15 protein-coding genes and 3 pseudogenes are annotated in these 18,806 nt (G+C 48.9%); 2 read left to right on the top strand and 16 right to left on the bottom strand.

Features of this window, described 5'->3' with window-relative positions; genetic code table 11:
• The first annotated feature begins 31 nt into the window (after window positions 1-31).
• On the top strand, window positions 32-433 hold the full coding sequence (locus C0Q44_RS26185) for a YidH family protein (protein ID WP_105410098.1): 402 nt from the start codon (window positions 32-34) through the stop codon (window positions 431-433).
• Window positions 434-610: 177 nt separating this feature from the next.
• Here C0Q44_RS26185 and C0Q44_RS26180 read toward each other — a convergent pair whose 3' ends face one another.
• The 11 genes and pseudogenes from C0Q44_RS26180 to C0Q44_RS26130 form a co-directional block, all read right to left on the bottom strand.
• Complete coding sequence (locus tag C0Q44_RS26180) at window positions 611-1,213, bottom strand: general stress protein (protein ID WP_105410097.1); 603 nt, start codon at window positions 1,211-1,213, stop codon at window positions 611-613.
• A gap of 199 nt (window positions 1,214-1,412) precedes the next feature.
• Window positions 1,413-3,931, bottom strand: a pseudogene (gene hrpB, locus C0Q44_RS26175) (ATP-dependent helicase HrpB).
• Window positions 3,932-4,075: 144 nt separating this feature from the next.
• Window positions 4,076-4,882, bottom strand: a complete 807-nt coding sequence (locus C0Q44_RS26170; protein ID WP_105410096.1) for an SDR family oxidoreductase — start codon at window positions 4,880-4,882, stop codon at window positions 4,076-4,078.
• A gap of 189 nt (window positions 4,883-5,071) precedes the next feature.
• Window positions 5,072-5,914, bottom strand: coding sequence for a hypothetical protein (locus C0Q44_RS26165; RefSeq protein WP_105410095.1), 843 nt, complete (start codon window positions 5,912-5,914; stop codon window positions 5,072-5,074).
• 10 nt (window positions 5,915-5,924) lie between these two features.
• A complete protein-coding gene (locus C0Q44_RS26160; protein ID WP_105410094.1) occupies window positions 5,925-6,677 on the bottom strand; it encodes a vWA domain-containing protein in 753 nt (250 codons plus the stop codon).
• A gap of 255 nt (window positions 6,678-6,932) precedes the next feature.
• Window positions 6,933-9,011: a protein kinase family protein gene (locus tag C0Q44_RS26155; protein WP_105410093.1), complete on the bottom strand. Its 2,079-nt coding sequence runs from the start codon at window positions 9,009-9,011 to the stop codon at window positions 6,933-6,935.
• A gap of 158 nt (window positions 9,012-9,169) precedes the next feature.
• Entirely contained in the window at window positions 9,170-9,445 is a 276-nt protein-coding gene (locus C0Q44_RS26150) for a WXG100 family type VII secretion target (RefSeq protein WP_017689071.1), read from the bottom strand.
• Between the two features lie 185 nt (window positions 9,446-9,630).
• On the bottom strand, window positions 9,631-10,179 hold the full coding sequence (locus C0Q44_RS26145; protein WP_105410092.1) for a WXG100 family type VII secretion target: 549 nt from the start codon (window positions 10,177-10,179) through the stop codon (window positions 9,631-9,633).
• 6 nt (window positions 10,180-10,185) lie between these two features.
• Window positions 10,186-11,016 carry a hypothetical protein gene (locus tag C0Q44_RS26140; protein ID WP_105410091.1) on the bottom strand — a complete coding sequence of 277 codons (831 nt, stop codon included), beginning with the start codon at window positions 11,014-11,016 and terminating at the stop codon, window positions 10,186-10,188.
• A 16-nt stretch (window positions 11,017-11,032) separates the two neighbouring features.
• Window positions 11,033-15,033 (bottom strand): annotated as a pseudogene (essC, locus tag C0Q44_RS26135) (type VII secretion protein EssC).
• A 52-nt stretch (window positions 15,034-15,085) separates the two neighbouring features.
• Window positions 15,086-15,405: pseudogene (locus C0Q44_RS26130) on the bottom strand (hypothetical protein).
• Window positions 15,406-15,824: 419 nt separating this feature from the next.
• Here C0Q44_RS26130 and C0Q44_RS31305 point away from each other — a divergent pair.
• The gene (locus C0Q44_RS31305) at window positions 15,825-16,064 is read left to right on the top strand and encodes a hypothetical protein (RefSeq protein ID WP_105410090.1); all 240 of its coding nucleotides are present in this window, start codon (window positions 15,825-15,827) and stop codon (window positions 16,062-16,064) included.
• Between the two features lie 130 nt (window positions 16,065-16,194).
• On the opposite strand, the gene C0Q44_RS30405 is transcribed toward C0Q44_RS31305, so the two are convergent.
• The 5 genes from C0Q44_RS30405 to rsgA all read right to left on the bottom strand — a co-directional run bounded on the left by C0Q44_RS30405 (window position 16,195) and on the right by rsgA (window position 18,733).
• Window positions 16,195-16,347, bottom strand: coding sequence for a hypothetical protein (locus C0Q44_RS30405; protein ID WP_181151177.1), 153 nt, complete (start codon window positions 16,345-16,347; stop codon window positions 16,195-16,197).
• 4 nt (window positions 16,348-16,351) lie between these two features.
• Window positions 16,352-16,558: a hypothetical protein gene (locus C0Q44_RS26120; RefSeq protein WP_105410089.1), complete on the bottom strand. Its 207-nt coding sequence runs from the start codon at window positions 16,556-16,558 to the stop codon at window positions 16,352-16,354.
• A gap of 69 nt (window positions 16,559-16,627) precedes the next feature.
• The gene (locus tag C0Q44_RS26115; RefSeq protein WP_181151176.1) at window positions 16,628-17,056 is read right to left on the bottom strand and encodes a GNAT family N-acetyltransferase; all 429 of its coding nucleotides are present in this window, start codon (window positions 17,054-17,056) and stop codon (window positions 16,628-16,630) included.
• A gap of 172 nt (window positions 17,057-17,228) precedes the next feature.
• Window positions 17,229-17,567 carry a L,D-transpeptidase gene (locus tag C0Q44_RS26110; RefSeq protein ID WP_105410087.1) on the bottom strand — a complete coding sequence of 113 codons (339 nt, stop codon included), beginning with the start codon at window positions 17,565-17,567 and terminating at the stop codon, window positions 17,229-17,231.
• 56 nt (window positions 17,568-17,623) lie between these two features.
• On the bottom strand, window positions 17,624-18,733 hold the full coding sequence (gene rsgA, locus C0Q44_RS26105) for a ribosome small subunit-dependent GTPase A (RefSeq protein WP_105410086.1): 1,110 nt from the start codon (window positions 18,731-18,733) through the stop codon (window positions 17,624-17,626).
• Window positions 18,734-18,806 lie beyond the last annotated feature (73 nt).

Raw genomic sequence — 18,806 nt, 5'->3', positions numbered from 1 at the left:
AAAAACAACGTACAATGAAACCGTATATCTAATGAACGGAGTGATTCACATTTCCTTAGCTGACAACGAAACTACCACGATCGACTCCCAGTATGTTCAACAGCATCTGGCGAACGAGCGCACCTTTCTGGCCTGGGTGCGCACCGGTATTGCCATGGCAGGCATCGGCTTTCTTGCTGCCGGATTCGGCTTTAATTCCTCAGCGTATGATCGTCTCGCACATATTGCCGCAATTATTACAGGCATCACTTCTCTGATTGGCGGCATATCCATCATTTTATATTCGGCAGCTGCCTATCATCGAAAACGTACACAAATCAATGAGCAAACGTTTCAGGCATCGACCGGTTTAATCCGGTTTCTCACGATGTTGCTACTGGTGATTGGACTCGCTTTGGCTATTCTGCTGTATGTATTGTTATTCCCTGCCTGATCGGTTAAAAACACCTTGTCCCCTGACTTATAAACGCATGCAACACAGGGACAAAAGCCGGCTTCCCTAAAGGAAACCGGCCAATGACCATCTTGTGGATCATATATGTCATTCCATTTGCAGGGATCATGTCAGTGATGTTCGTTTCATTTTCATTGAAGTGAATTAGGGCATGACTTACAGGAAGGTATTGTTACCCAATCGAGCTGCTTTGTTTTGGGCTTCCAATCTGCGCTCTTCCATATCCAGATCCGGGCGTTCAGCAGGCACATCTCCGCTGTGAATATGAGCTCTGTCCCGGGTAGCCTGGTTGTTGCTACTGAACACATCATATACATCCGTGTCCCGATTCGTGGAATCTACGAGCAACAGGATTTTACCATTCTGTACATATTCTTCATACTGTTTGGCATCCTCTTCCGGAATACCGAGACCTACAAGTCCGCCGACCAACCCGCCTGCTCCCGCACCTACAGCTGCACCGGTAAAGGCTGCTGCAATAGGGCCTGCGGCCAGAATCGGTCCTATGCCAGGTATAGCCAGTGCACCGATACCAGCGAGCAAACCGGCTACACCACCAAGTACCCCACCTGTAGCTGCACCCGCGGCCACGCCTTCAGGTGCTTTGGAGCCTGTTTCTTCCCGAATTGCCTTCAACTCATCCCGATCCTGAGTAACGACCGAGATTTCGTCTGAAGTGAATCCTTGCGCCTTCAGACCTTCGATGGCCCGAGATGCCTCACCTTCTGTATTAAACACACCTACGATTTTCTTCTGCATAGTGAAATCCTCCTCAGCTTATTGAGTGGTTCGCTATGTTATTACCCGTCTTGTTTTCTTTCAAACTTTGCCAACTCATTTTACTATGTGTTAATAGCATTTCCAAGGCACGATCACATCCATCAGATCATCGGTCATTTTCTTCAGGTAGAGGATTATTACGTTAGAGTATCATTGCATAAGACACAAAACAGTCCATCTATTGCCCTCGTGGTTTAGCCCGATTCGTCGCGACTGCTTCCATTGGGTCATCCGGCCAATAGTGCTTCGGATATCGTCCTTTCAGATCTTTCTTGACGTCAAAATAGGTCTCTCGCCAGAAATTGGCCAGATCCCGCGTAACCTGCACAGGCCGCTGTGCAGGTGATAACAGGTGCAGGGTCACCGGAACCCTGCCACCTCCAATACGCGGCGTCTCCTGTTGTCCAAACATCTCCTGTAGTCTTACGGCCAGAGCAGGGTCTTCAGGACGGCTATAGTCCACCGGAATGCGTGAACCACTCGGTACCTGAATATGAGTCGGTGCTTCCTGATCCAACTGCTGGCGTTGTGTCCAGCTGAGTCCGCCCAGCAATACATCATGCATCGACAATCTCTTCAGATCGGCTGCGGATCGCATGCCTGTCAGATAAGGAGTAAGATGTTCTGCCAACTCCTCGGTCAGATGATCTTCGATCAGGTCGGGCCAGTCGGATAGATGTTGATGCAGGAATCGCATTCTGTCTGCAAGCTGTCTGGATGTTTTGGTCCAGGGCAGGCAATCCAGCCCTTCCATGCGTATTCCGGTTAGCAGTGCTTCCAGCACCTGATCTTCAGGCGGCTGTGCAATACTACTCTCCTTGATAACAACAGCTCCAATCCGAAGCCTTTTGTGCGCCCGTACGCTGCGGGTATTGCGATCCCAAGCCACCTGCACTTCATTCTGTAGCAGATGTTGACCCGCCTGCAGCAATGTCTGCTCCTGCAATGGCGCAGCCAGCAGGATGCGCGCATCCGCGCCCTGGTCGTCTGCCTCGGCTGCGACCAGATAAGCTGAACGGCTCAGCGATTCTGTCGCTGCGAGCCTTACCCCACGGCCGCTGCTCAGCAGATAGCGGCCGTCCTCCCGGCGTTGCCCGATCCGGTCCGGATAAGCGAAGGACAGCAGCAAGCCGCAGCTGTCCTCATCCGGCCGCACCGGATCGGCCGCCGGGCCGAGCGCCGAGCGCAGCTGGCGGCTCTCCTGAAGCATGCGCCGCACGGCCGCGCCGTCTGCGACAGCCGCTGCCGCTTGCGGCATGCCGCTGCTGTCCGCAGACAGCAGCGCCTCTATGCGCGGGCGGAGGTCCGTGCCCGCGCCTGCACTGCCACTGCTGCGGAGGCCGGCAGGCTCCTGCAGCAGTGCCGCCAGCATGCTGGCGTAGCTGGCCAGCCCAAGCTCCGCCGCGCGGAGCAGCATGCTGGCCAGTCGCGGATGCACGCCAAGCGTGTTCATCCGCCGCCCGAAGGGCGTGATGCGGCCTGCGTCATCCAGGCCGCCCAGCTGGCGCAGCAGCGCCTGTGCCTGACCGTAGGCAGCGTCAGGCGGGGTGTCCAGCCATTGCAGCTCTGCTGGGGACTGGACACCCCAGACGGCAAGCTCCAGCGCCAACGGCGCAAGATCCGCGGAAGCGATCTCCGGGCGAGCTGCCTCAGGCAGTCCCCGTGAACCTCTTCGCTCCATAGCCGATAACATACACCCGGGGCCAGTCGCCCTGCACGACCCCGCCGCTGATCGGCTGACGCCTTGGATACCGGCAGGGTAACAAGACGGCTCATGCCCGTTCGTGGCGAGAAGGCCGATGCTCGACTCAAACCTGCATCCACCACAACTTTGACTCCAGCAAGTGTAAGACTGGACTCCGCAATGGACGTAGAGAGTACAACTTTTCGCCAGCCCTCGGCTGCCGGGCGTATAGCCTCATCCTGTTGTTCCACAGGCATACTGCCATACAGAGAATGAATTTTCACCTGTGCCGGCAGAGATCGTTTCAATAACTCTCTCTCCGTTCGGTGTATTTCTCTTGCTCCCGGAAGAAAAACAAGCACATCACCCTCCTGTTCGGCCAATGCCTTGATTACGGTCTGAGTCGTCCATGGCTCCAGCTGCATAGCTGCCGCTCTCGGCACATATTGTGTTTCCACCGGAAACGTGCGCCCAGGACAGTGAATCGATCTTGTGCCTTCTCCCAGCAATGTACAGACAGAAACCGGATCAAGGGTAGCCGACATGACCAGCAGTTTCAGATCCGGACGCAACATCGCTCGTGATTCCAATGCCAGGGCCAGACCCAAGTCACCATGCAGATGTCGCTCATGGAATTCATCAAATATAATCATCGCCGTGTCCTCTAGTCCCTGATCCTGCTGCAACATCCGGGTCAATACCCCTTCTGTAACCACTTCAATTCGTGTCGCCTGACTTACCCGTGTATCCATGCGAACACGATATCCTACAGTCTGTCCTGCTTTTTCTCCTAAAGTAGCCGCCAATCTCGACGCAGCTGAACGCGCGGCCAGCCTTCGGGGCTCCAGCATAATGATTTTTCGTCCGGCAATCCACGGCTCCTCCAGCAAAGCCAGCGGCACTACGGTTGTTTTCCCCGCTCCCGGCTCTGCAATTAATACCCCTGTATCCTGATCCCGAAATAACTGTCTTAACTCGGGAATAATCTTTTGTATCGGTAACTCTATCTGCATATTATCGCTCCTAATGGATGTACCCTACCGCTCTCAAGTATTCCTGTTCGAATGTTAGCATTATAACAAAAAAAGCCGTTCCAGAGGAACGACTATCGCAGACACAGTATTTAAGCAAAAATGAAATTTATCCAGAATGCTCGTTTAGCTGAGCAATGACTCGGCACCGTCAATGACGATCTCTGCTCCAGTAATATGTTTGGATTCGGACGATGCGAGGAAGCTTACCAGATCGGCAACATGTTCAGGCTGGCCCGGACCGTCCGCAAGTGGCTGCTGTCCTTCCGGGAACTCCATCGGAATAATGATCTGCTGCAAATCATCCGTTTTGACCGTACTTTGATCAATATTGGTCGCAATTGCTCCTGGACAGATCACGTTGACACGTATTTTGAACTTCGCCAGTTCAAGCGCCGCCATCTTGGCAAAAGCAACCTGCCCTGCCTTGGACGTACTATACGCCGACATGCCGAAGCTCGAGAAGCGCTGATTTCCATTAATGGAACTCGTGATAATAATACTGCCGCCACCCCGTTTTTTGAGGTGAGGTAATGCATATTTGACGGTGAAAAATGTACCATTGAGGTTCGTTGTAATAATCTGTTGCCAATCTTCAACCTGAATTTCCTCGATCGGTGCGGATACGCCATTAATACCCGCGTTGGCAAAAACAATATCCAAACCGCCGAATAACTCCACGGTTTCCAGCACTGCTTTTTCCACACGAGCCGGGTCAGAAATGTCAACATCGAACGCTCTCGCTGCCCCTGAATGCAACGCATTAATCTCCGCTTCCGTTTCCGCAATTCGATCGTTCACCAGATCAAATAGCGCAACTTGTGCTCCCTCATTAGCCAACTTGACGGCAGTAGCCTTCCCAATCCCCGAACCTGCTCCCGTAATAATCGCTACTTTGCCTTGGAACCGTGACTTGCCGTTATGTTGTGTCATTATCCATTCCACTCCTTTGAATTAGCAATTATGTAAGAATGTACATTCAAGCTCTAAGTTAAAGTCAATTCTTCACAAGATTACCCAAAAAGAGTGTCTTTTAAATCAACACCACCAAGTTTTTTCACTGTTGATCATCACCACCATCACGGCAAGAACGGATTCATTCACAACTGTATATCCGCCAACTCACCATTCCAATTCAATGAAAGCGGCATCATCTTCAAGACCGCCAGTATGTGTAGCATCCAGTAGTACCTGAATGTCCTCATCAGGGACGTAAGACTGGATTGCATCCAGATCATTCAGTCCATCGCTATATAATTGAAGACGCAGTGAATCTTCTGCTGAGCCTTTCGTCTCGTAGATATGAGGCTTACCACCGACAGGGCCTTCGAGTGTGGACCAACGTTCATTCGTCTTGCAATGAACCTGAAACCGTTCTGACTGTTCCTCACCATTACGCCACAGGCGAATACGTGAATCTCCTTGCCAGGCAAGCCACACACGACTTTTGCGGCCTCCTCCTATGAGCTCAATTCGACCACATACATACATGGCCTGACTTCCTCGGCTTCGCTTCTCCATCAATACTTCACGCAGCAACAGAGGAGAACTGTCCAATGGCTGCATTTTTTCCAGCTGTTCGGATGCGGGGAGAGTCAGCTCATGAAGAAGGCGCTCCACAGCCTCTACCGTCGGATGCTGCGCTTTTTCCAGCCAATCCAACAACGCGTTTCCCAAGAAACGTGCTGCGAAATCACCCAGATAACTCATGCCTACTCCATCACACAGAACAAAATTACAGACATTCCCATCCATGCGTACCGCAGCAAAATCCTGCCCCGTATCCCCCTGATTAACCGTCTCTGCCGCTCTGCCATACCCATATCTGCACTTGAATGTGCCTTGATAACGGGTTAGAGGCTGTTCTCCGGTCTGCACACTCACATAGCGAAAATGGTCATGCCGTTGCTTGGCATGGCCTCCCTTATCCCCAGCAGATAATGTTGCCAAACGCATCACTCTCATGATTCCCCTCCTATCTCACAGGCGTAGCAGCGGACATCTGGAACCCGATCGATACTAATTCTGCACAGGTACCTGGCAGCATCATGAGTGCACCGGGTGCAAGCAAATAATCAGCTTCAACAAGCATTTCCCGATAACTTTCGGGCAGGACAGATGACATATTGCGCAGCTTCTCCCCATGCTCATCCTGAAGATTCGTTTCCGGAGAGATCCCCTTCCACCTTCTGGGTTCAGCAATGGGTCCTTCCAGCAGATGATCGGATATAAAAATATTCTCGACCAGCACATTGCCATCTGGCACACTCATACCCATGATTCTCTTGGCAATAGGTTCGGGATCTTCACCTGTAGCTACCCCATCGGTCATATGGCATACCAACGGCGCAGGACAGTCCTGCATGTTCGGAATTTCGGCCTGTAGAATTTTCTCTGCCTGCAAAAAAGCCTTGGCGGAATCCGAAAATCGTTTTGGAGTCAGGTCAGGTAAAGAACCAACTGCAGCGATCTCGTCAATACCTTTAATTCCGTTCAACAGATCATATACATCATCGCTGTAAGCAAGTATGGCTATCCGATAGCGTGGAGTCAGACGATTTCCCTTCGTGGAACGAAATACCATTTGGCGAATAGCCAGGGCTAATGCATCATAGACGACGTCAATCCGCCGCCGATTCTCCAGAACCATATTCATGGAGGCGCTGATATCAATTAAATAAATAATGAGTGCAGGTGTACGCTGTGATGCTTGAATCGTATAGTTCATCTAGGGTGAGTCACCTCCGTCATTCACGTTATTTTACAAGAAGTTGTTCAAAAAGTCCGCTTTTGATTACGAAGGATGCCTTCAGGCATCCTCAGCATCGAATATGAAATTCAGCCGAAATAAGTGTGGGCTTATGAAGGTTGTTTCCTTCGGAAACATTGCAGTTGCTCACGTAGTTTACCCTACGCTCCGCTACTCCATTTCTAGCTTTATTCCATCTTCTCGGTACTGAAAACCGTCCTTTTTGAACATGTACTATAAATTGGGCAACGTATAGTTGTTGTTACTCAGGAATTTGTTAATGGCACTCATACGAGCAGCCACTTTACCGACACCTTTGAAATAAGCCGCATCCGTATTGTAGAGATTTTTGAAATCACGAGCATACGATTCTGCGTTTTCAATTTTTCTGCCTTTTTGCGCATTATAGGTCTTATTATAATGAGCAATCAGCGTAACCACATTCTGGGCACGCTTTTTCTTGAGCGCGGCTTTCTGAGCGATCTCCTGCTGGCGTTTAACTTCAGCTGCAGCCTTACGCTCCGCTTCCTGTTTGGCAAGCATGGCATCATTCTCTTTTTTCCAGGTGAGATAAGCTTCGTATTTGGCCTGTTTATCAAACTTCTCCTGCGCGGCTTTCTTCGCAGCTTCTTTCTTCTGCTGTTCCTGCTTCACGAGATAAGCCTCATATTTCGCTTGTTTATCATACTTGGCCTGTAATACCTTGCGTTCATCTTCTTTTTTCTTCGCTTCAGCTTCCTTTTGTTTGGCTTCTGCGAGCTTTTTCTTTTCCTCTGCGTCCAGTTTTGCAGCATCTGCGGCCTTTTGTTTCCCTTGCTCTTCCTGTTGTTTGAGCGCAGCCAGCTTCGCAGCTTCAGCCTCTTCCGCAGCCTTGACCTCTGCCAGTCGCGTAGCTTCCTGTTGTTCCTTCTGCTTCACCTCTGCCTGATCGGCGAGAATTTTGACCGTTGGCACGCTTCCTGCCAGCAATACAATAAGAACAGCAGAGGAAATCATGAACTTTTTGGATCTGTAAAATGGAACAACTACGGGCTGGTTTACATCCTCTTTCGGATGAAGCTTTGCATCCAGCTCCTTGATTGCAGCATCAACTTCCATCTGCATCGCACTGTTATGAGGGATGAAATGATACAGCGAACGATACACTTCAAGTGCAGCAGCCGGTTTATCTTCGTCCTCCAGGGCTCTCGCCTGCAGGAAAAGACGGTTCACTACCGCTTCCTGATCAGGCGAGTGTTGCGTTTGATGAACATTCCCGTCTTGAGCATTCACCTTTTCACTTGCGGAATCTGAGCTCTTACTCCGATTCCCATGAACAGCTTCTGACGGATCAGCGTCTTTTTCCTCTGATGTCACAGCTACTGCTGCATTAGCTTGGTGAACGTCCACCGCAGCAAGGACAACATACCACTCCCCAAAAGTCGGGCAACTGCTTAGATCGTGACTTTCCCAGGCACGAATAAACAGCTCGGATAGTTTGGAACCCCAACGTTTCTCCAGGGACTCCCGCATCGCGTAATAGCGTTCACTCACCGTTTGCATCTCATGTTGGTCAAAATAGCTTTCTCCCCAGGCTTTCTCTACAATTACCGGGTCCGACCAGCTCAACATCTCAGCAATAATAACCGCCCCGGCAAAGCGATCAGCATATGAACTCCACAAACCACTGTGCACTGTTCTATGGGCCGCATAACCGGGTGATCCGGCAAGCAGGGCATCTGGACGGTCCATCTTGGAACCGTACATCTGCTCGACATCCACGAGCTCTACCGCAGAAGTCTTCCTCAGGTTCTCCACTTCGGAAAAAAACGGAATCATTACATTAGGTGCCGACATATCGCAATGAGCCAGACCACGCTGTTCCATTGCCGAACCCGTTCCGGCAAGTGCTCTGGCCAGCTTCAAGCTCTCCTGTACCGTCAGCTGTCTTTGATCACTGATTATGTCGAACCAGGTCTGACCCTGCACCCATGGCATCAATACCGCATATAACAGATCGGGATGCTCTCCAATGAGCACTCCGTTTCTTTCCGGAGTGAGCACATCACGCTTGCACACCTGCAAACCTGGCAGTTCACTATAAGACTCCATATGCTCAGACTGATATACCATAGCTGGAATACGGAATTTGGGAAAAAACACTTTTAGTGCTTTGGCCCCATGGATGGAACCATTACGGGGTAACAACTGATAAACAATGCCCTGCCTTCCGGCTTGGGCATAAGCCAGACCCGGTGCAGCCGGATGTTGCCCAATCATATAGGCAATATCGTTAATCACCACTTCATCCCCGGGATTTGGTTGAAAAGACATGCTTATCCCTCTCTCTGTCATTGTGTCATAGTTGCAACAAAAACCGGGTGTTGTGAAAACGCCCGGTTTTTGCTGTAATTGTACATCTTCAGCTTGCTACCCGCCTATACTTCAGAGCGAATTCAGACTTCAAATCGGCCTGATCTATGTAAAGCAGATTAACGAGCTTGGTCAGCTGTACGGAATTTGTTAGCAATAGCTGTAAGTTCCGCGCTGATGCTGTTCAGCGTTTGAACGAAAGATTGCATTTGCTTGCTGGCTTCCTGGAACTCTTGGAAGAAGCGTTGCTTGGTCATACCTTCCCATTGTCCTTCCATGCTTGTGATGGATTGAGTCAATGTAGATACGATTTGCTGACTTTGCTCACCGCTTTGTTTAAATTGATTGGAGACCTGATCAAGCTGCTCTGGGGTAACTAAAATACGTCCTGCCATTGGTAAATTCCTCCTTGGTTTGTGCAATTAAATTTCTGCTTGTTCAAATTGTACTATACCAGGATCGATCGGACAAAAGCCGAAGGACCTAATCCTATTTACCCCATTTTTGGCACTTGAAACTTCTCCTAACAGCCTATTTACAAAAAAAATTCACTTTCTGCTGTCGTCTTTATTCACCTTGTTCAGGAGACCACAGGCTCGGTTCCTCTTCTTCCCCGAAAGGAAGGATCTGTGAATCTCCATGCTACAGGCTCAGGCTGCATAGCCTGAACCAGCGTAGCCGGGGAGCCATCAGGCGGAGCCGCATCCTGTACACGATATACGGCCGCCATTGCGGAAAGGGGATCGGATACTACAGCTACAGTTGCAGAATGTGCAGGCATAATTTCTCCTGTAGGATTATTCTGAAGAACATTCAGCATATTGACCGCATTACCATAGGCTGTATTAACATGACTCAGCACGGTACGATACTCCATGTCTGCCTGCTGGAATAACAACGCTTTGCGGCCCAGCTGTACGCTCAAGTCCATCAAACGACGAAGCGCATCCTCGCCCAGTCGTTTACTGTGATTCCATTCACTCATCACCGCTGCGCGGGATTCAACCTCCCACTCCAGCGAATGAATCGCCTGATCCAACACTGTCATCTTTTGCTGTATTTGCTCCGCTGCATACTGAATCTGCCTGCTCAGTGCCCGAAGCACATCCGGTTCCACACGAATGCGCATTTACCATCACCTTTCCTCTTCCCCTGCAGGCTGTTTAAGCCAGTCCAGCAGCATCTCGTGAAACTGTTCTCTAGTCGTCAGTGCGGCAACAAGCCAATCATCAGAAGCGGCAGTGCTCATGCGGAACAACCAATTGGATACCGCACTTGCAGCGAATGCTGCCGACTGCGACTTCCACCCATCTTCATTCCACACAAGCAACCGAAGTTCCCCGTCTGACTCTTTGCCCACCAGACAGCGTGCCAGCGCAAGTGACCCATCAGGATCACTTGTCTCCTGTGCAAGTTCATCTGCCACCGTCTGTACACTACTGTTTTCAAGCCCATCCATGACATCATAAAACTTTTTCTTGGAGCACATCAGAGCCGGTTTCTCCACAGGAGAATGGCCGCTCCATTTCATCCTTTGAATCAGAACATCAATGGCCTCACGAACATTTCCCAGATCACTGAGCCGGAACGAATCCGGTACGTCGGCCACACGGGAAACTTCAACGACCCTCTCATCCGTACAGTGTATATAACTCTCATACGACTTGCCGCTGATCGTGTAACGAATCCAACAAGCTCTATCGGACAAACCGGCAATGGCTACCCTCGAGAAAACGGTCGGTGTCATGATCAGCTCATTGGTGTCCTGATCCTCAATCAGATATCCTTTGTCCAGCAGAGAGGTTTTGACACGCTCCCACTCCATTGCAATATCCTCCGCCATATAACCACGGAATGGATCTTCCACACCAAGTAATCGGTCTGAACCGAGAATACCGGCCAGGAAAAATAGTTCTTTTGTTTGCAACGTAACTAGCTTTTGCTTGGAATCATGAACCGTCAACATTATGAGCCACCTCCCCTCAAACTACAACATGCCATCGGTCACGAATTTCAGAAATCCAATCGGTCATTTTCCAGCTGTCATCACATGGAACTGCACCTTTAACCCTGGAATATTTACGTTTTACATAATAACCCTGACCTGGAGGCAGTACCTTTAGCCCACCTGTACTACCCCAGATTCGGAATAAGGTATACGGAAGAACGAGAGATCGTTAGGGTCTAAAGTCCCAAACAGCATTCCGCTCTGGGAAGCCTTCACGTCCGTTACCCAGTCAGAACCGAAGGTCGGGAAGTCTGCCGGAACACCGGACAGAATCACGTGAACACCCCGATCCCTACCTTGACGAACAATCGCTCCTAATTGATCTTTTACATTAAAATCGTTGAGCTGCTTGGACAACGTGTCCGCATCATCAATGACCAGCACAAGTTCCGGTCCACCGGATATCTCGCCTCTTTTCAGAACTTCATCGTACAACTGTTGGATGACAGGTGCAAGCTGTTCTTCACGAGATACATGTCCACGGACATGGGGCAAACTACTGATTTCCCCCATTCCACCTGAGCCATAACGCATATCTACCGTGTATATATGCACATCTTCGGGTGAAGTGTGATACGCCAGTGACAACATCCAAGTCAGCAAAAATGTCGTTTTGCCACCTTCCATCGGACTCGTTACCATGAAATGTGGACCTTCACGCAAATTAAGCTGGAACGGTTCCAGATCATCTGTAAGCAATCCCACAGGCACGGTTAGAGAAGGTTCCCAAGCTTGACCATACGAACCCGTACGAATGAGCAGATCCTTGAGTTTGACCTCTTCCGGAAGCGGAGCAATCTGCGGTGCTTCTTCACCTGTCCAGCTTTGGCGAATCTCAGCTATCGTGCGACGTAGTGCAGATGAACGTTTGCCCTCATCTGCTCCAGAAGAAGGTAATGCTGCCTGGAACATCAATGGAGGCACCTGCCCTTTAACCAGACCTCTTCCTGGTGGCAGCTGGTTTGGAGCCTTGGAAGGTCGTCCCACGGCATAATAATAATCACTTGGATCCGATAATTCGAACGAAACGGCATTCGGAATATTGCTTCTGAATTTCTCAAATACATCCGTTACCCGATTGGCAGTAAGTACGAATGTAATGCCCAGACTTCCGCCTTCACGCAGAATCGTCTCCAGAAGTTCATTTTCTTCCGGATAGGCATTGCGGAACGAAAGATAGCCATCGATCACCACCAGAACCTGCGGGACAGCCGCATGAGCCGTCCGACGGTAGGCCGAAATCGTTTTAACTCCGGCCTCCGAGATGATGTCTTTGCGTTGTGCCGATAGCTTCAGAATATAGCGGAATAACCGTTTGATCCGATCTTCCTCTTCGGCCATCATCACGCCACCAATCTGAGGAAGAGTTGCAAAGTCCTTCATCATCCGGCCCATATCAATAATGTAACCATGCCAAGGCTCGGTTCGGTGAGAACGGGCCAGGGACATCAGCATGGTCTGAACAAATGTTGTTTTTCCAAGTCCCGGCATGCCATATACAACCAGATGACCTTGATCTACAGGCAATGCAAGCGGCTGCTGGCGCTGATTAGGCAGGTCATCCAACAAACCGACCAGTGGTTTCAGACCACTTGCTCCGCCATCAAGCAACAGATCCCGATTCTCTTCTTCCTGCCAGTTCTGAAGACTTTCCCACTCCAGTGTCTCTGGTAGAGGAGGCAACCATGGTCCTGGCAAACGACGGATACCCGCTTCGGCTGCGGACTGGGCTACGTAGTCAATGAATACCTGAAGCTGTTTCGGCACATCTTCGCCTTTGAGAACGGCTCTGCGCTCCCCGGTTAGCAGGGGTTCTCGCTTGCCGTTCAGACGCACTTCCATAACAGGTAATACGGTTGTTGCATCCTCCTGCTGGTTATAAGGCGCACCACTCCAGGCGAACTGCATTTCTTCAAATACTTCATCACTACCCACCTGAAAATATCCACGACCTGGCTTCGTAATCCAGGCAGCATTCGGAATCTTGATCATGTCCCGGCTGTCTCCCTCACTCTGTACGCGAAGACAGATGCGGAAGCGGGAATTACTCCATATTTTATCATCCACGACTCCAGCTGGCTTTTGGGTTGCCAGGATAAGATGTACCCCCAGTGTCCGGCCGATCGCCGCTATACTGATCAATTCATCCATGAACTCCGGCTGGTCCCGCTTCAACTGAGCAAACTCGTCAATAATAATGACCAGATGCGGAAGTGGCTGTTCATGTCTGGAACGCAAAATCTTGTAATATTCATCAATGTGCTGGAGATTTCCCGCATCATTTAATATTTTTTGCCTTCTGACAAGTTCCGCACGAAGGGAGACATTCGCCCGCTCAATCAGATTTCCGTCCAGATTAGTAATCGTACCTACCACGTGAGGCAGATCCACGAATGTATTGGACATACCGCCACCTTTATAGTCAATTAACATAAAGGCCAGATCATGTGGATGGAATTCCGCGGCCAGAGAGGCAACGATTGACTGAATGACCTCACTTTTTCCTGAACCGGTTGTGCCTGCAATCAGACCATGAGGGCCGTGACCCTGACGTTCAATTTTATCATGCAGGTTAATCGCAATCTTCTTACCACCTGCCCTTACGCCCATGGGTACGGGCAGCGTATCCGGGTACCTCGTCTGCCCCCACCTTGAAACCACATCCAGATCTTCCACGCGTGATGTGCTGAGCATATCAAATAACGGGAGCACTTGCGGGATATCCGAAGCAGATGAACGCTTCAAACGAATGGGTGACATATAACGGGATAATGCCTCTGCTGTCTCTTTCGAGATCACATCAGGTTTGTATGTTTGCTGAACCACATCCGCATCTTCGGTTTTTTTGATATACACACCTTTGCCTTTGGAAGCATCCATGATCAACTGACAGTGCATGGGGAGAGACTCCTTGCGGTTCGCCAGTATAATGGTGCATACATCAATCTCCTGAGCCGACTCAAGCAACAGTGGAAGCAATGGCTCTTCTTCTATTAGTTGTGTATCAGAGAGGATTACCACGTAACAAGGTGTTTGCACACTTTTCTTGTAACGGTCTTCCTTATTGTTACGACGCCGGTTCAACACGGAAAACAAGCTGTCCGCCAATTGATGCGCACTGCTGTGCCTGTCGGCCATATAGCGTTGTCCCTGATCTTCATCCCAGATATGGGGCATCCAGCGGAGCCAATCCCATTCCTTATTGTCCTTCTCTTCATAGAATGCCGCAAGCTTCAACTCATCCGGTGAATGCCGAACCGTCAGCTGTGAGATGATGACTCGCAGGGAAGCAAGTACTTCCTCCCGATCACCCACCAGTCCCATAACCTTGGATTGGAACAAAGGCAACGTAATGGAAGCATCCGGTACCGTCTGAAACTCAGTAGCAAGTTCATGAGCCGCTTCAATTAACTCGTCCCTCTCGTAGCCATCCATCCGCGGAACCTGTAGTTTGATTCGAAATGGAATCTCTCCCGTACCTATGCGCACCTGCATGAAATCATCGTCCTCTGGTGAACGTTCCCACAAGGAACTGTTTCGGTTCTTCACCACTTGAAGACATACGCCTGGATCACCATGAATTTCGTACAAGCTCTTCACTTGCTCCGCCTGAGCTTCCTTCAGCTCTTCCCGGTGTTTGTCCAGTTGGGCTAGATACATGGTTTTGCGTTCTTCCAATTTAATACGATAAGACTTCTTGTTGCTCAGATATACGAAGAATGGAATGGTGTACGAAGTAAGCATCATCATGACCGTCATCATCTGAAACATCATATAATTGCTGTTATTCATTTTGCCGGTCATATTGATATATACGTAGAAACCGATGCTGACCATGGTCATCATGATTGGAACGATAATGGATATCATGGAAAACGTGGGTTTGTTCGGTTCTGTTGGAGGCCTCAGGATCTCGAGCCCTTCTTCCTTCAGTACCGGTGTCATTCTTGGAGAACGCTGATATAACACATTCACGAAGAGAAGACCTCCTTTAGTTCGTTCAATAGAATGTATACGTTCAAAAGCCTTATTCGTTGCTGTCCTGCTGAAACAATGAACGCCTTCCATATACAGGCGCTTCTTCTGAAGTCGTTGAAAAAGCACGCTGTACACGTACGCTACTCCCTTGCCGCAGACCCGTTTCCATTAACTGCTGTGCGTTCTGGGAGAGAACCACAGACCTTCCGGGAATTTGGCCTCAAGGATATACTGGATGCCATCTCCCGGTGCCTGTCCAAAAATGCGGACACCGAGCAAGGTCTTCAAATGTTCAATGGTACATTCGTCCGGAACCTCGATGTCGAACCATTCGCCTTCCTCCCGGCCGGAATATACGGTAAGAATCATCCAAATCCCTCCATGGTCTCATATGTAAATTGTCCTAATGTCAGATTAAATCATAATAAAGCGAATGAATCGGTATTCCAACCCTATTTTCTTACATAAACACCCTGTTTGCAATGTGTCACCTGTAATTTTGTTACATATGACCCACGTAAATATTAAAATATCGTACATTCGACTCAGAACTTTTGTGGTAGTTATCCATTTATAAATTGCGAGGATGCGAAACTTTTCATTTTTGTTCCATTTAAATGGTAATTAAATTTCGTTTTTCAGGACTTTTAATCCTTCGTCCACAATTGAATTGTGAACACTTTTCAAACATTATCCACCTTTATGTTTTCATAAGCTGATTTTAAGGTAATTTTAAGCATTCTTATTTAATATTACCTGTATGAAATAACTTCGTGAGGTGATTTCAAATGAGAACTCTAATAACCTTTCAAAACAAATCAATCCCTGTATATTTTAATCAAGAGAACAAACAACCTATGCAAAAGACATTAAGATTGCTTAGCAGTGCTCTTGAGAACAAAATTAGCAACGGTAAACGTGCTATTCAGAAATGTCTGCATTCTTTGATTAGTATTGAGATTGTCAATGGGGAAGCCATTCTCCACAGTCGTAGTGAAAATGACTCTCTTGCTCTATCGTTATATTAAGAGAAGTCCGCCAAGCTGCATTCCATACAAACCATGAAAAAGGAAGCTGTCTCTAAGGACAAGCTTCCTTTTTTGAGTTATATACTTTTTGAGTTAAATACGCTAATAACAGATCAATGTCGTTCATCACTCAATGCACTTTACTTATGACGTAGGCAGCATCATGTTCTATCGCAATCTCGGCTTTACGAATACGTATGACAAACAGCCGAACCAAATTGGCACGTGTATGTTCTTCCTGACAGGTATTCAGCTTTCTCAGAATAAAGCGGTCAATGGACATGAATTTAAGCCCCTTTGCCATTGGATTTACGGATCAGTTGCTCCGTGTATCCATAAATAACCAGATAGGGACAGCCCCAAACAGCTTTTTGGTCATCTGTGAATCGGATTTTTGGGGATACGCAAAATCGTGCAAAAAGCCCATCCCCACAGACTGGAGACAGGCTACGCATGAACTTCTCTATCGCCCAATCCCCGCCTAAGCGTCCCATTCCCGAAGCCTTCTCGCCTGAGCCCTCTACCCATTTGCCATTAATATACTGTTTTGTCCATGTTGTATGTTATACGCCTGACAATCCTACGTTTCCGAATGACTTGAGATCTTCCCAACTATAGCCAACCTCAATCAATTCCTGACCGCCAATGCGGACGGACTGCGTATGGACTGGAATCCCTCCCATCTTTTCATAGAAGCGACACGCTGAATTACGCTCCAAAGCCCAGATGATCAGATTCCTCATGTTCAAGGCATGCAGATGATGAACGACTCGTTCGGCCAATTGTTGACCGATCCCCGTTTGTTGGGCTTCCTTCAGCAAATATATGGCATACAACTCTCCATCATAAGATAATTTGCCCTCTCGCTCCCTCCCCCCACAAGCAAATCCGACAATGTTTCCATCACTCTGTTCGGCTACCACCAGAATCTGATCCTTTTCGTCAGAGCGAATAGACTGCTCCCATTGAAGTACCCTCGACTCTATAGTCAAATGATCCAAAAAATCGTCAGGTACAATTCCTCGATATGTTGTTTTCCAACTCTGTGTATGTACATAGCTATCCCCTTCGCATCCTCTTCACGCGCCAGTCTGATCTGCATGATTATCACTCGCTTTCTCTCGCAACTGCCATGATTTTAATTCAATAAAGTAAAATCCGGCCCTACGGCCGGATCGTTACTCTCGTTCCTATAGATACTTTGGAGGACAGATCCAGCACATCCGAGTTGTACATGCGTATACAACCGTGCGAGACCGATTTGCCAATCGACCAAGGTTCATTGGTTCCATGAATACCATAATGGGGTGCAGACAGCCCCATCCACAATACTCCGAATGGTCCTCCTGGATTCAATTGTTTGTTAACGATGGTGAACTCCCCGTTCGGAGTCTGTGTAAGCATCTTGCCTGTTGCTATAGGGTACCCCTTAATTACCTGATTGCCATCCAGAAGATATAACATGTGGTCGGACAGATCCACAATGATCCTGTAATCTGGCATAATGACATCCCTCCTGAACTATCTTATGCAAGATATTGGTGGATGCCCGCCTGAATTCAGGCTTCTTCCCAGTCTCTTGGACTACGGGTGTGCTTAGGTTTGCGACTGTTTGCAGGCTTGCTTGTTGCTGCACGCCTTCTGGATGCTACTTCTTCCTTGCGTTGCTGATGCTGCAGCTCTTTCTGCATTTTCAGATAATTGCTCAGCCTCTTCTCGTCCAGTGAACCATCCTCAATAGCCTCTTTGATCGCGCAACCCTCTTCCCGTGTATGACTGCAATCCAGATACCTGCAGGTGACAGCCAGCTGTTCAATCTCGCCAAATGCCTGAGACAGTCCATCATTACCTTCATCCCAGAGATTAAGCTCACGCATTCCCGGAGTATCAATCAATATGGCTCCCTGCGGTAGAACAAACATCTCCCGATGTGTTGTTGTATGTCTTCCGCGGCTGTCTCCCTCACGGACGGATTGTGTAAGCTGCACATCTTCGCCCATCATCCAGTTCACCAGCGTAGACTTGCCACTACCCGAAGAACCTGTCAGCGCAATGGTTAACCCTGGTTGCAGATATCTCTCCAGTGACGATTTGCCTTGACCCTCCACAGCGGATATAGCTAATACTTCGACACCTGGGGCAATTCCCTCAACATTATTAATCTGCTCTTCCACATCAGTGCACAGATCGCTCTTGCTCAGAACAATGACCGGTCTTACGCTACCGTTCCAAGCCATCATCACGTACCTTTCGAGCCTCCTAAGGTTGAAGTCATGATTGAGTGCCGCAACAATCAGGAGCGTATCTACGTTTGCGGCGATTAATTGTTCCTTGGTTACCGGACCTGCTGCTTGCCTGGATACCCGGCTTTGACGTGGCAACAGACGGTGGATTATAGCTTCCTCACCTGACTTGCCCGTCACCGCTACCCAATCTCCAATGGCTGGCATAAGACCTGACTCCATGCTATCGTGACGCATCCGACCTGAAATTCTGCCCCAGCATTCGCCCTCTGTTGTGATCAAACGCTGCAAATGTCCATGGTCCGCAATAATTCTTGCTGGTTGACTATCCTGCATATCTTCTTCCGTCTGTTGCCATAACTCCTGCCACTTTGCAGACCAGCCGTACTTTTCAATATCATGATTTAAAATAAAAATTCCTCCCAAAATGAGTTGTTTACTACATAAAAGTTTGAATGAAAAGCTGCTTGAACTTGAATCTCCAGTACCAGATCACAAC

Origin of the sequence: Paenibacillus sp. PCH8, from assembly GCF_002968835.1 — a bacterium.
Taxonomy (GTDB): Bacteria; Bacillota; Bacilli; order Paenibacillales; family Paenibacillaceae; genus Paenibacillus.
Note: the sequence above shows the minus strand (reverse complement) of the source record. Positions and strands in the feature narration are given on the sequence as shown.

Bases quoted from the DNA above. Each gene is read 5' to 3' on its own strand.
- C0Q44_RS26160 (WP_105410094.1), bottom strand. From the start codon at position 6,677: ATGAACTATACGATTCAAGCATCACAGCGTACACCTGCACTCATTATT.
- C0Q44_RS30405 (WP_181151177.1), bottom strand. From the start codon at position 16,347: ATGTCCATTGACCGCTTTATTCTGAGAAAGCTGAATACCTGTCAGGAA.
- C0Q44_RS26150 (WP_017689071.1), bottom strand. From the start codon at position 9,445: ATGGCAGGACGTATTTTAGTTACCCCAGAGCAGCTTGATCAGGTCTCC.
- C0Q44_RS26185 (WP_105410098.1), top strand. From the start codon at position 32: ATGAACGGAGTGATTCACATTTCCTTAGCTGACAACGAAACTACCACG.
- C0Q44_RS26155 (WP_105410093.1), bottom strand. From the start codon at position 9,011: ATGTCTTTTCAACCAAATCCCGGGGATGAAGTGGTGATTAACGATATT.
- C0Q44_RS26145 (WP_105410092.1), bottom strand. From the start codon at position 10,179: ATGCGCATTCGTGTGGAACCGGATGTGCTTCGGGCACTGAGCAGGCAG.
- C0Q44_RS26110 (WP_105410087.1), bottom strand. From the start codon at position 17,567: ATGCCAGATTACAGGATCATTGTGGATCTGTCCGACCACATGTTATAT.
- C0Q44_RS26120 (WP_105410089.1), bottom strand. From the start codon at position 16,558: ATGGGACGCTTAGGCGGGGATTGGGCGATAGAGAAGTTCATGCGTAGC.
- C0Q44_RS26180 (WP_105410097.1), bottom strand. From the start codon at position 1,213: ATGCAGAAGAAAATCGTAGGTGTGTTTAATACAGAAGGTGAGGCATCT.
- C0Q44_RS31305 (WP_105410090.1), top strand. From the start codon at position 15,825: ATGAGAACTCTAATAACCTTTCAAAACAAATCAATCCCTGTATATTTT.
- C0Q44_RS26170 (WP_105410096.1), bottom strand. From the start codon at position 4,882: ATGACACAACATAACGGCAAGTCACGGTTCCAAGGCAAAGTAGCGATT.
- C0Q44_RS26165 (WP_105410095.1), bottom strand. From the start codon at position 5,914: ATGAGAGTGATGCGTTTGGCAACATTATCTGCTGGGGATAAGGGAGGC.
- C0Q44_RS26140 (WP_105410091.1), bottom strand. From the start codon at position 11,016: ATGTTGACGGTTCATGATTCCAAGCAAAAGCTAGTTACGTTGCAAACA.